At 43.6% G+C, this 13071-nt stretch carries 10 protein-coding genes and 1 tRNA gene; 6 read left to right on the top strand and 5 right to left on the bottom strand.

What is annotated here, in order from left to right; all coding sequences use genetic code 11:
* Window positions 1-3: 3 nt before the first annotated feature.
* From O3Q51_09045 to O3Q51_09035, 3 genes are all read left to right on the top strand, one after another.
* A complete protein-coding gene (locus O3Q51_09045; protein ID MCZ4408952.1) occupies window positions 4-705 on the top strand; it encodes an SGNH/GDSL hydrolase family protein in 702 nt (233 codons plus the stop codon).
* Window positions 698-1639 carry a hypothetical protein gene (locus O3Q51_09040; protein ID MCZ4408951.1) on the top strand — a complete coding sequence of 314 codons (942 nt, stop codon included), beginning with the start codon at window positions 698-700 and terminating at the stop codon, window positions 1637-1639. The genes O3Q51_09045 and O3Q51_09040 overlap by 8 nt, the downstream gene beginning before the upstream one ends.
* A gap of 47 nt (window positions 1640-1686) precedes the next feature.
* A tRNA-Arg gene (locus tag O3Q51_09035) sits at window positions 1687-1760 on the top strand.
* Window positions 1761-2338: 578 nt separating this feature from the next.
* Here the strand turns inward: O3Q51_09035 and O3Q51_09030 are convergent.
* The 5 genes from O3Q51_09030 to O3Q51_09010 are packed head-to-tail and all read right to left on the bottom strand — an operon-like array spanning window position 2339 to window position 7496.
* Window positions 2339-3100, bottom strand: coding sequence for a deoxyribose-phosphate aldolase (locus O3Q51_09030; protein MCZ4408950.1), 762 nt, complete (start codon window positions 3098-3100; stop codon window positions 2339-2341).
* A complete protein-coding gene (locus O3Q51_09025) occupies window positions 3087-3509 on the bottom strand; it encodes a hypothetical protein (GenBank protein MCZ4408949.1) in 423 nt (140 codons plus the stop codon). Before O3Q51_09025 ends, O3Q51_09030 begins: the two co-directional genes overlap by 14 nt.
* A gap of 41 nt (window positions 3510-3550) precedes the next feature.
* On the bottom strand, window positions 3551-5665 hold the full coding sequence (locus O3Q51_09020; GenBank protein MCZ4408948.1) for a hypothetical protein: 2115 nt from the start codon (window positions 5663-5665) through the stop codon (window positions 3551-3553).
* Window positions 5666-5674: 9 nt separating this feature from the next.
* On the bottom strand, window positions 5675-6574 hold the full coding sequence (locus O3Q51_09015) for a lysylphosphatidylglycerol synthase transmembrane domain-containing protein (protein ID MCZ4408947.1): 900 nt from the start codon (window positions 6572-6574) through the stop codon (window positions 5675-5677).
* Window positions 6543-7496, bottom strand: coding sequence for a glycosyltransferase family 2 protein (locus tag O3Q51_09010; protein ID MCZ4408946.1), 954 nt, complete (start codon window positions 7494-7496; stop codon window positions 6543-6545). Before O3Q51_09010 ends, O3Q51_09015 begins: the two co-directional genes overlap by 32 nt.
* A 96-nt stretch (window positions 7497-7592) precedes the next feature.
* Here O3Q51_09010 and O3Q51_09005 point away from each other — a divergent pair, with 96 nt between their 5' ends.
* The 3 genes from O3Q51_09005 to O3Q51_08995 all read left to right on the top strand — a co-directional run bounded on the left by O3Q51_09005 (window position 7593) and on the right by O3Q51_08995 (window position 12953).
* The gene (locus O3Q51_09005; protein ID MCZ4408945.1) at window positions 7593-8717 is read left to right on the top strand and encodes a choice-of-anchor L domain-containing protein; all 1125 of its coding nucleotides are present in this window, start codon (window positions 7593-7595) and stop codon (window positions 8715-8717) included.
* Window positions 8718-8756: 39 nt separating this feature from the next.
* Window positions 8757-9563, top strand: a complete 807-nt coding sequence (locus O3Q51_09000; protein MCZ4408944.1) for a hypothetical protein — start codon at window positions 8757-8759, stop codon at window positions 9561-9563.
* 414 nt (window positions 9564-9977) lie between these two features.
* A complete protein-coding gene (locus O3Q51_08995) occupies window positions 9978-12953 on the top strand; it encodes a fasciclin domain-containing protein (protein MCZ4408943.1) in 2976 nt (991 codons plus the stop codon).
* Window positions 12954-13071 lie beyond the last annotated feature (118 nt).

The following is a 13071-nucleotide window of genomic DNA, read 5'->3' as shown; positions in this document are numbered from 1 at the left end:
ATCATGGGACTGATCTTTATAATCCTGATGAGCCTGGCCTCTTGCAATGATAAAGAAGGTCCAACCCCACCAGCCGATACCGCTCCCATGCAGGATACGATTCGCTTCAGCTATCTGGCTCTTGGCGACAGCTATACCATAGGTACAGCCCTACCTGACAGCAGTCGCAACTATCCGACCCAATTGGTAGGCAGGTTAAATGAAGACAGTCTTCTTGAGGGCTCTGAGCCCGACATCGTTGCCTTTGGTGGTTGGCGCACAGATCAGCTCATCAGCGCCATAGAAATAGCTGATTTGGCTGGAGAATATGATCTTGTTTCACTGCTCATTGGTGTAAACAACCAGTTCCAAAATCAACCCCTTGATGTATATGGGATGGAGTTTGAGCAACTGCTGCAAACAGCCATTCAGTTTGCCGGAAATGATACCGACCGTATTTTTGTTCTCAGCATACCTGATTACGGCGTAACTCCTTTTGGGCAAGGTTATCCCGACGTTTCGCAGGAGATAGACATTTACAATGATATCAATCGAGATATCACAGAATCTTATGCAGTTAAATATTTCAATATAACTGAGATATCCAGAATGGCTCAAGACAATCCGTCTTTGATCGCCCCGGATAATTTGCATCCATCAGGAGATATGTACGAACTTTGGGTGAATGAAATATTGGAAGAAGTTAAAGCAAAGCTATATGAATAAGAGACTCGTTTTAATAATTGGCGTCTTGCTCTTTACCCTTTCGGGAAAAGCTCAAGTATACAATTACGCCGACGGCGAAGGACCTACCCCACCTGATAGTGTCAAGGGGTTTTATATTGGCGGAACCATAGGGGCCTACTTTGCCAATAAAAATACAGCTCAAATTTATGGAGGCTATGGCTATCAAAGGGATGGATTTCTAAATAATTTTGAAAACTCTTGGCTCAATTTCGCCATCAATGGACCTCCTATCCAGAACAAACAGCGGACAAATGATGCCATGAATGCAGCTGACGGAGAATGGAGTTTTACCGAGTCGGATATGCCTGGAATTATGCGTTATCGCCCCTCCTTCTTATTCAATGTACATTTTCGATATATGTTGAATTCCGATTTCGGTTTTTTTATGGAAATGGGCGGAACCTTTCCCGTTACTGTCGGAGAGTTTACCATTACAAGAACCAATAACACAGGAATTCAGAATGACATATTAGAAACATTCGCTATCCGTGGTGAAGAACAGCGCCTTATTATAAATATAGGTATGCACAAGGTATTAGGACGAGAAGCCGCAGAAAGGAAAGGGAAAAATCCATCAATTCTTCCATACATTGATCTTGGCGGGACTTTGACATTCACAAAGTATGAGGCGAATTTCATTAATTTGGATTTGGGAACAAACAACGTCGAATTCTTTAATCCGATTGTCGATCTTTCCATTCAAAGAAATGTAGATGGTTCAGTTTACAACCAAGCGAATGTACTTACCGGGGTAGGACTTGGCGGATTTGGCTCAGTAGGACTGCAACTTACTCTAGGCCGAAAATTTACTATCGATTTTGGGTACGTAGCGAATCTTCAGCAAATAAATCTCGGAGAAGTTTCTGAGATCGGCTTACAACATCAATTCGTCTTGCGAGCTATTTACATGTAAATTCTTCTTCAAACTAGAAAAATAATTATCTTTGCACTCCCAATAATGGCTGCGTAGCTTAACTGGATAGAGCACCGCACTACGGATGCGGAGGTTCGGGGTTCGAATCCCTGCGCGGTCACTAAGAGAAGCAAAAAACCCATCACGAATGTGATGGGTTTTTTCGTATCCAATAGCCCTTAAGCTTGCTTGAAAGGGTTATTGGATAAGGAAAAACACCTCGATGACAATCGAGGGTTTTGAGCTTCTCGGAATTCGGAGCGAAAGGGATCACTCGACCGAAGGGAGAGTAATCCCAATGTCTCTTAGTCAATGGTTTCTAAAAATGAGAATACCCTCGATGACAATCGAGGGTTTTTGGCTTCTCGGAATTCGGAGCGAAAGGGATCATCCGACTGAAAGGAGGATAATCCCAGTGGAAAAACAAAGAGATTTTAAAGAAGTCACAACTCCCAAAGCTTGCTCGAGCGTATGGATATGAACGGAAAAACACCTCGATGACAATCGAGGGTTTTGAGCTTCTCGGAATTCGGAGCGAAAGGGATCACTCGACCAAAGGGAGAGTAATCCCAATGTCTCTTAGTCAATGGTTTCTATAAATGAGAATACCCTCGATTGTCATCGAGGGTTTTAACCCTCTCGGAATTCGGAGCGACAGAGATCTCTAAGCAGAAAGGAGAGTAATCCAACTTCGGAATTCTAGAAAGGACTCACCGCCAACCGATCCACCTCAATCCGTGAAAGCGTATCCAACTGTCCCGATTTGAACATGTCGGAAACAAACGAGAGCGAATCAGGAGTAGGACCTGCCATATTCAGGTAATCCTGAAATACCAGTCCATTGACTGAACGGCGATTGTATGCCTTGCGGAATCTGGTGCCTCCTTCATCCTCGAGGTAGCTGTACGCAATGTAATCCATTGCGTAATTATCAGTTGAAAACCAATAGAGGAAAACATCGTCGAAGTCCTCGCCCCCGCCCTCTTGAGAAAAAGTGACGCGCACCTTGAAGCACTCATTTCCTTCAATTTCTTCCTTTCCGACGAATTCTTTCTTTGCTGCCTCGGTTTTGAGCATTCCCGGAAGGAGAGCAAAATAAATCACGGAATTCACCGATGCTGCGCGAGCTGTGCTATCTTTTACAGAAAGTTGAATTCGCTCATTGTTCAACTCTTGGGTGAACCCGTCGTTTGTCAATCTTCGCAGGTGATTCCCCAATGAATCTCGATAAGTGTTCGTGTATTCGAAATTCCCGTTCTGACGAATGGCTTGATAGTTTCTTCCTCGAAATCCAAATGAGAGATCGACATTCTCATAGAGTTCACCGCCGTGGCAGGCAATGGCACTATCGACAATAGCCTCGCCTCTTGATATCGGGCGGCCTTCCGTAGTGCTTTCAGAACAGGAAAAGAAAAAGGCAGCTAATCCAGCTGCCCAAAAAAGAGATTTAAAAGAGATCACGGTCGAGGTACAAGTGCTTCACTCTGGTGAGTTCTTCTTTGTTTACCTGATTATCAGGGTGAGCAAAAAGATCTAACAAGTAAAGGAAGTTTTCTTTGGACTCCGTAAAACTGTCTTCACCATCCATATCGATTTCTTCATCCACTTCTATTGCTTCGCCTTCTTCGTCGTCCTCAGCCTCTATTTCTTCAGCGAGGAGATTCAAGTTAAAGTAGCCAAAGTGCTCAATGTATTCTGCTGTCATTCGGATGACGCGTGTAACCAACGGCTGGTTGTGCTCAATAAAATGTGGTCTAAGCGCCAATAGTTTATCTACGACGTCGCTTTTCACGATACCGTTTTTCTGAACAAATGCTCTTAGCTCATCAATGCTCTCGAGAGTTTCTTTACTTATGATCGTTTCTTCCATGGAAATCAGATTTGGAAGGCAAAATTAAAACATTCCCGCACTTAACCGGCCGATCTTAGCTTGTTTATCGGAACAATTGTTCGAATCATCCCGAATACCACTGTAGCCTTGTTTTTATTGATCTCTTCTACCACCCCGGGCTCCTTGGTCCCAGGCATATGTACCTTATCACCGATGTTTATCGGCTTAGCCGCCAACTCCTTACTCTCTTGTCTGTTTTTCCTGCGATTTTCTTTCTGTTTTTTGATGCGCTCTTTCTTGTCGCGCATCTGTTCAGTCAGATCTTTCTCTTTCTTCTTGGCAGCCTCTTTTTCGCTCGTCAGGGTGAGTCTTCTTACGATCTCCTTTCGTTTGTTGCGGTCGTTCCAATCGTTTAAAAGGGATTCATACTTTTTTCCTTGTTGGATTAATCGCTTGTTTTCACTGAAATTGAGATCCTCCTGTTTCTCTCTGAAAATCTGTGCCTCCCGTTTGGAAGCTTCTATTTCTTTTCTGATTCTCGACTTCTCCGTTTGCAGAATGTGGGTTTCCTTATTGAGCTGGTTCTTCTTGGTTTGGAGGGTGATGAGCAATTTGTCCAGATTCACTTTCTTGTCATCCAGCTTGGCCTTGGCGCCTTCAATCACATCGGGGTCGAGCCCGATTTTTTGAGCTACTTCAAATGTGTAGGAACTACCAGCCTGACCAATGTCCAATTTGTATTTAGGCAACAGTGTTTCCTCATCGAAAAGCATGCAGCCATTCAGCATCATAGAACTGTTTTCTGCCAAAATTTTGAGATTGGCATAGTGTGTCGTAATAACCCCGAATGCCTTGGATTTGCCCAACTCTTCCAAGATGGTCTCAGCAATGGCTCCACCCAGTTCCGGATCAGAACCCGTTCCAAATTCATCAATGAAGAAGAGCGTATTCTTATTGGCGTGAAAGAGGAAATGCTTCATCTTAACCAATCGAGAACTGTAAGTACTCAGCTCGTAAGCAATGCTTTGGTCATCTCCAATGTCGACGAATATTTGTCGGAAGACACCCATGCGGCTGTGCCCTTCGGCGGGAATGAGCATCCCGCACTGAAACATGATTTGCAATAAGCCGAAAGTCTTTAAGGAAACTGATTTCCCTCCTGCATTGGGCCCACTGATTACCAAAATTCGCTTCTCGTGATCCAATGATAGGTTCATCGGAATCGTCGACTTCCCTTCACTCCTATTCTGCTCAAGGAGGACAGGGTGATAAGCCTTCATCAGCTCAAGGTCCTTCTCCCGCGAAAGAATGGGCTTAACGGCATCAATGTGCATGGCGTACCGCGCTTTGGCAAAGGTAAATTCCAGAAAGCCCAGAGCATTTTCGTACGATTCTAATATGGCCTTATAGGATTTTAAGTTCTGCGTCAATTCCCGTAAAATTCGGTACTCTTCTCGTTGCTCCCACTGTCTTGACTCTGCCACGTCATTGTTAAGATTCACCAGATTTCCGGGTTCTACAAAACTTGTATTTCCACTTTCCGAATGACCGTGAAGGGTTCCTTCTATCTTTCGCTTGTTCTCAGCAGTTACTGCCAGTACGCGGCGATCGTTGTATACGCTCTCTTCGTAGTCGCGCAACCAGCCCAGCTTCTTGTATTTCCGCACAGCTGCCTCAAAGGCTTTATTTGCTTTCTGCTTAGCTTCTGCCAATGCTTTTCGCGCCTTTCCCAACTCTTTGCTCGCAGAGGTCTTTACAAATCCATTGGGCTCTAAGATTTCGTCGATTAAGGCGATTAAGTCTTTGCTTGCATACAAACCTTCTACAATTCCTCTAAGTCGTGGGTAGAGTTCTTTTTTCTCTCCGAGGAAGCGAATTACCGTCGCGGCAACCTCGGCTACTTTTCGGAACTTAATGACTTGCTGTCCATCCAATACAGCATTATCAATGCCCAACATACCAAGTTCTCGGCTGATGTTAGGGAAAGCGATTTCAGGAAAATACAATCCATTTTCGGCAATGGACTTTGCTTCGGTCGTTTCTTCGAGGAAGCGAACAATAGAATCCACCTCGTCAGTAGGACGCAACTCCTCCACATAGCGCTTTGCTCTTTCGCTGTTGCAACGCTTCTCAACTTGAGCCAAGACTTTTGGAAACTCAAATCGCTGTAAGGTATTTTCGGGATAGTATTTCAAAACGCCAATCTAAAACCCCGAAGACTCCTCCTTGTTTAAGGAATCGCCGGAAGGCAAGCGCAAAAATACGCCGATAAAAGAACTCAGGGCGGTAATCAGGAAAAAGACTAGTCCAAGAGCGACGGCTGCCGTTTCGTCAATGGGCAATTCTTGCGAAGCATAAAGGAAGACCAACTCGCGCAAACCCACACCTCCAAAGCTAATGGGCAACATGGCGGCAATACTGGAGACAAGAAAAAGAACGAAATAGATAGCGAAATGATCATGAACTCCATAAGCGGACAAAATAAACCAAGCGCATACCAATTGTGACAACTGCACCCATAACGACCAATGAATAGCTTGAAAGGTGACAGATTTGAATTTGGCGAAAGCCAAACGAATCAAAACGGCCAAAGCAGGAATGGCCAGAACGGCCCCGATGTAAACCAGAAACGTCCAAAAGGAAGGAAAGAGCTCCAGTATACTCTCTTGAAAAGAGGCAATAGCTAAGGCTAAGAAAGCCAGCAGTGCTGCTCCACTGATTCTGTCGAGAAGCACGGCACTCAGCAATTCTCGTTTTGAGATTGCACTTTTCTTATTCAGGTGAAATATCTTATAGCCGTCTCCACCAATTCCTCCCGGCAGAAAGAGATTGTAGAACATCCCGATGTAGTAAAGGCGTAAGTTGTAATTGCTCGAAATACTCACGCCTATTGCTCGAAAAAGAATGAGGAGTCGATGTGCGCTGATAAATTTTGAAAGATTGAAAAAAATCAAAGCACCCAGTAAGTAGAAAGGATTGCTTTCCTTTACCAAGCTCCAAACCTCATCCAATTCAATCTTTGAGAAAACCAGATAGATGGCAAGAGCCGAAAGGGCTATCTTGACAAGAAACTTAAGCGCTGACTTCGCGTTGGGCTTTGCCAATGAAAACTTCTTTTACGGTGTAGGTCTTTTTGTTCTGAGACTGGTAGTAAATACGCAGCATCAACTCGGCGATCAATCCGAATACCAAGAATTGAATTCCCGCCAAAACGAGGGTTACCCCTAAAAGAAGCAGTGGCCTACCCCAAATGTCGTATCCAAAAATTTTCAATCCCAAGAGGTACAAGTTGATGAGTACACCAACCCCAAAGGTAATAAGCCCGATGGGGCCAAAAAGGTGAATCGGGCGGCGAAAATACTTCTGCATGAAAATCATGAGAATCAAGTCGCTCAATACTTTAAAGGTGCGGCTGAGCCCGTACTTAGATTCACCGTGAATTCGAGGGTGATGCTTTACATCGACTTGGGTTATGCTGGCTCCTTGGAGTTTTGCCAACACAGGAATAAATCGGTGAAGCTCCCCATAAAGCTCCATTCCTTTTGCGATATGCGAGCGGTAAACACGCAAGGTGCAGCCATAATCCTGAATGTGAACATCTGTCAAATTTCGGATCATTGAATTGGCAATTTTGCTTGGAACTTTACGTAAAAACATTCCATCCTTTCGGTTTTTGCGGTTTCCCGCAACGACGTCCCAATTCTCTCTTTCGAGGAGATCCAGCATCATCGGAATATCAGAAGGGTCGTTTTGAAGATCGCCATCTAATGTTACGATAAATTCTCCTTGAGCGTGATCGATACCCGCCTGCATGGCCGTGGTTTGGCCAAAATTCTTTTGAAAAACGACCAACTTCACGTGCTCGTCGGCAAGTTCCTTTATTCGTTTAACGGTATGATCCGTGGAACCGTCGTCTACTAAAATTACTTCGTACGAATAAGAGTGGAGAGCAGCGCTGATACTTTCCAATAGAGGAGCGATGTTATCCTCCTCATTCATTAGGGTGATGACTAGTGAGAGCTTCATGTGGTCGCGAAGGTAAGGAAACCGCAAAAATGACATGTTCATTCTACAACGCAAGCTTTTCTTTTTACCTTGTTGACAATCAAAAACCAATTAGCCATGAAGCACTTTTACCAAATCGGGATTCTATTTCTTTCATTTTTAACTGCCACGGGGCTTTCAGCTCAAATCAATGCCGACAATACCATTCCCATAAGCACATTGGTAAACGAAATTTTCAATACAGGAACTTTTGTTGAGGTATCAAATGTGACTTTTAACGGACTTCCTGCTGATGACACCTTGACCAGTATACAAATCGGCCTCTTCGGAAATGGGTTTAGCGACGGATTGCCAGTAGACTCGGGATTTGCAATGACCACAGGAGATATGGTTAGTCTCTTCACCAACGAAACAGGTAGTTTTTTTGTGGGCGATACACCCGATGATCCTGACATCATCGCCATTTCAGGTTTTAATGTGAACGACTGTGCGGTACTGGAATTTGACGTCCTCAATCTGGCTGAAGCGTTAGCATTCAATTTTACATTTGCATCTATTGAATACCAGAGTTTTACTTGCTCCCAGTTTAATGATGCCTTCGGCCTTTTCATAAGTGGTCCGGGTATTTCAGGCCCTTTCGAAAATGGAGCTATAAACATTGCCCTTATTCCGGGAAGTGATACACCTATTGCAATAAATACCGTGAACTCGGGCACCGCAAGTGGTTTTGATCCAACATTTTGCGAAGAAGCCAACCCAAACTGGATAGAAGACAGCCAGTACTTTATTGAGAATGCGGGAAACGTAGTGAGCAATGTTATGTTTAATGGTTTCACAGTGAATTTGGAAGCCTTTGTTGAGGTTGAGCAGAACGAAACCTACCATATTAAATTTGCGATTTGCGATGCCGTCGATACTGCATTAGACTCTGGAATAATCCTCGAGGCCAACTCTTTCGAAGGAAAGTTCTTGAGCGTTTTTGATCAAAATCGTCCAGAGCAGTTAAAACTTTACCCCAACCCTTCTACCGATCAGGTTTATATCGAAATACCTACCACTTATATTGGTCAAAACCTTAGCATCAGAATTTTGGACCTTCAAGGTCGCGTGGTGAGCGCAACGAGTGTTTTGGCAACAGGAACAGTGGAGATTGAAACCGGTCAATTGGAAAAAGGACTTTACTTGATTGAGACTGCCGTAAACGGCAAAGTTTTCGGATTGTCCAAACTATTGCGTGACTAGACTAACCATCACTCACGACGAATTGGGTACCTTTGTGGTATGATGAAAAACCTTAGAAATGCTTTATTGATAATGGCTGCGGTAGCAATAGCCTTGGCCATTATCTTTAACGAATTCCTAGCCTATTCCGCAATATTCGTCGGAGCCATGATCGTTTTCTATGGGTTGTACCATGCCTTTCTCAAAACGAAAGATGCCGAAATAGACCAGCTCAAGGCAAAACTCAACCAAGAAGAAGATCAACTCGAAAAAGTCAAAGAAGAGAACCAAGAGCTTCGTACTCGCAAGTTGAATGTTTCGGCGATCAGGCAGATTCTCGATGTGGGTTTATTTGAACTCGATACCAACTTCACCCGCACTTGGAATGAGGAGATTATCACCGACATGGGTAAAACCGTCCAGTTCATTGGTGCCCTCAAGGTGGATATTATTGCAAAGTATGGCGTAGACCTCAAGGACCTTCGCATCAAAACGGAAGGTGACGAAGTCCTAATCGCCAATATGCATCTCAAGTCACTATCGTTTACTGATCTCAATTACAATTGGGTCATTAGCGAAGTACTAGAGCATAAAAAGCCCTACCTCGGTGGCAACCATCGGCGCACCAACCCTATGTTGGAATTGGAGGCCAATAAAATCAAAGAGCGACTTCAAAAGAGAACACACGAAGAGGTGAAACAAGGTCCTGAAGAACTTGAAGCTATTACTTCCATATTAAAGACACAGCTAAAACACTCTATTGCATTGCTGCTAGGCTTACAAGATGACAGCGTGCGTTTTGTCGACTCATTCGACGATAAGTACAAAACATTGGAAGGATTCAACACGGGGAAAATAGATCAATGAGTCAAGACAAGTAGTCAAGACACTATAAGAGTACCCAATTTTACCAGACTTGGCTTTCCAGGCATAGGGACGATGAGTAGTTCTAACTAGCCTCGAAAAAACCGAAAAGGATTTCCCGAAACGTTGTCTAAAAAAACTTATTCATCATTAAAATACAACATTGGCCGAAATCTCTTCACCAAAGAAGTAGGGATTATTCCCTGTAGACAAAAATCATATTCCACTGATATTCAAGGGTGTTTTCACGAAGAGTTCTCATCTTCAGTATTTGCTCATCTCCTTCTGTGAGCTACAGTCAAATACTCAGGTTTTCTAGGACTCCAAGAAGTTTAAAAATCCTTTGGTCATAAAAAGAACAATTACCAAACCGATCATGTTATGACGCCGAATGATCAAAAACTAAAATCAAAATTTATGAAAACCAAATTTACTCTTTTAACACTTCTGACATGTTTTTTGCTGACTACGGCAAACGCGCAGAATGCCAAAACATCAGTAGCGGATTACTCCCCGTTCACTAGCTTGTACAAAGCGGAAAAGCAGAAGGCAACAGCTTTGGGAGATGCTAAAGCGGTAGAAGGTACAATGACCGCTTTAACAGGTTATGATGCCGACGCAACAGTTGAAATTCCATTTTTCTTCGATCTTACAAACGTAGATGACGAATGGGTTGATTCCCTTTCAATTACTTTTCCAGCAGGAATTACGCCTATTTCTGTTTCAAACGATGATGTATTCTTCGCTTTCGAAAGTCCAGACTTTGACGATGAAGAATTCAACGGTATAGACGGTCAAACTGTAAGCTGGGGAGATAACGACAACAATTGGGGGGGTATTGCTGCTCCAAACTCTTACCTTTTCACAGTAACAGTAACAGTTGATGCCGGTGTGACCGGAGATCAAACAGTAGATTTCTTCGCTAGCGGAGATCAGTTTGCAAACCCGGCAGATCTGGCAGGTTCTTTGACTCTTGGAGAAGGCCTATCTGTTTACGGTATTGTTGTAAACAGTGAAGTGCATAATACTCTGGAAGCTGCAATAAACGCTGCAGGTCTTTTCGTAGCTCTTGCAAATCTCGACCCTACGACTCTATTCGCTCCAACAGATGCAGCATTTGACGAACTAGAGGCTGCAAACCCTGGTATTATAGCCGATCTTCTTGATGATCCCGAAACTCTTGGTAACATCCTATTATATCACGCTGCCAATGTTGAAGCATTTTCAGGCGATTTGACTGATGGTCAAGAAATCGAAACACTCGAAGCAAATGGATTTGCAGTTACCGTGTCGATAGTTGATCCTCAAATCTTCATCAATGGAGAGGAAGTAGTTGTTCCCAACTTAGATGCAAGCAATGGCGTCGTTCACGCTATTGATGGTGTTCTTCTTCCACCTGCTGTGGTTTCTTTGCCACTCGATTTCGAATTACCTGTTGAAAATTACAACATAATTGGATTTGGAGGAGCTCAGAATACTTCAGTAATTCCTAATCCTGATCCGTCTGGGGTAAACACCAGCGATAATGTTTGGCAACAAACACAAGATGCAGCAAATACAGCTGAACTCTTCGCAGGTGCTGTTATTGACCTAAATGTTCCTGTTGATTTTTCTGAGTCAGGACTAGTAGCAATGGACGTTTGGACTCCACAAGACTTAACGGAGGTAACCATTCGATTTGAAATTGCAAACAATGATCCCGCTTCTGCAGGAATGCAAAGAACTGTAAACACAACCGTTACAGGGGCATGGGAAACATTAACCTTCGATTTCTCAGATGACGCCAACATCGGAAATGAATTTGTTCGTTGCGTTGTTTTCTTCAATCTTGACTTGAACAACACGGATGACACCTTCTACGCTGATAACATTAGAGGAACAGAAAATCCAACTATTTTTGAAATTGTAGAGGCTAGCGATGTTCACGAGACTTTAGAGACGGCACTTCTCGCCTCTGGTTTGGATGGTGTGACTAATGACCCTGCAGTAGACTTAACACTATTTGCTCCTACTGATGAAGCATTTGATGCGCTTCCTGATGGTGTATTGACGTCTTTGTTGGATGATCCGACAGGAGCTTTGGCAAATGTTCTTCTATACCACGTTGTTGGTGGGTCAGCATTTAGCGGCGACTTATCTGATGGTCAGGAAGTACTTACCCTGCAAGGAGAAACAGTGACCGTAGCAATTAACGGTAGTGTAATCACTATCAACGGTGCTGAAGTAATTATTGCAGACATCCCCGCTTCTAACGGAGTTGTACACGTAATTGATGCGGTATTGGTACCTGAATTGTGTACACAATTTGCAGGAGGTCCTTACACCAACTTTACGACTACATTTGGAGGAGTTCCGGTTGCAGCAGATGGTATTTGCCCATTCAACGCAATTACGGGATTCCAGTCTTGGGCTAGTGAAGCATACCTTGCTGACAATGCCGTAGGTGGTTCAACTTACACATTCGGTCTCTCAGGTGGAGCTGTTGGCGCATGGGATGCTGACTTTATCATCATTGATGCCTTGACGGGAGAAATCGTAGCCAGCGAAACTGAAGGTAATAGCATCACTTGGACTGCACCTGCAGACGGAAACTACATCTGGATTATTCAAGAAGCAGGTTTCTGTGGTAACCAGACTGAAAATGCTGATACAGATAATGGATTCCCTTACATGACATGTGAAAGCGATGTGACTATTACTGACATTGTTGTGGCTAGCGAGATTCACAACACTTTGGAAACTGCTGTAATTGAAGCAGAGCTCGCCGACGTACTGGCAGGTGAAGGTCCTTTCACCGTATTCGCACCAACTGACGATGCTTTCGATCTATTGCCTGATGGTTTGTTGGATGATTTGCTAGAAGACCCAACAGGAGATCTAGCTACCATTCTAACTCACCATGTTGCAAACGGAACGGTATATTCAACTGATCTTACAGATGGACAATCCATTCCTACCCTTCAGGGAGAAAACGTAACCGTAGGTATCGATGGAGAAGGAGTGGTAACAATCACATCTGCAACGGGTGTTGTAGCAGAGGTCATCGTTGCCAACTTAATCGCTTCAAACGGAGTAATTCACGTAATTGATGCAGTATTGCTTCCAACACTAAGCAGTGTTGACAATCTCACTTCTGTTGACGAATTAAAGGTATTTCCTAACCCGACAAACAATCAATTCACGGTTGACATCGAGCTCAACGCTTCGGAAAGAGTGACTGTTGATATGATTAACATCGTTGGTCAAGTGGTTAAATCCATTGACTTGGGAACACGTTCTGCAGGTCTTAACAGAGAGTACATTGATGTGAATGATCTCAGCGAGGGAATTTACTTCATGAACCTTACTGTTGGAGGAACACAAGGAACTGTAAAAGTTCAAGTGGTTAGATAAGCCAACACAAATAGTTATTGCGAAAGCCATATCGATCAATGATCGATATGGCTTTTTTTTCGAGTCTTTAAAGCGAAGAGGTTGAGTTTACTTTAACGGATTTCAAGTTATAAAGAGG

Source organism: Cryomorphaceae bacterium 1068 (genome assembly GCA_027214385.1).
Lineage (GTDB): Bacteria > Bacteroidota > Bacteroidia > Flavobacteriales_D > Cryomorphaceae > JAKVAV01.
Note: the sequence above shows the minus strand (reverse complement) of the source record. Positions and strands in the feature narration are given on the sequence as shown.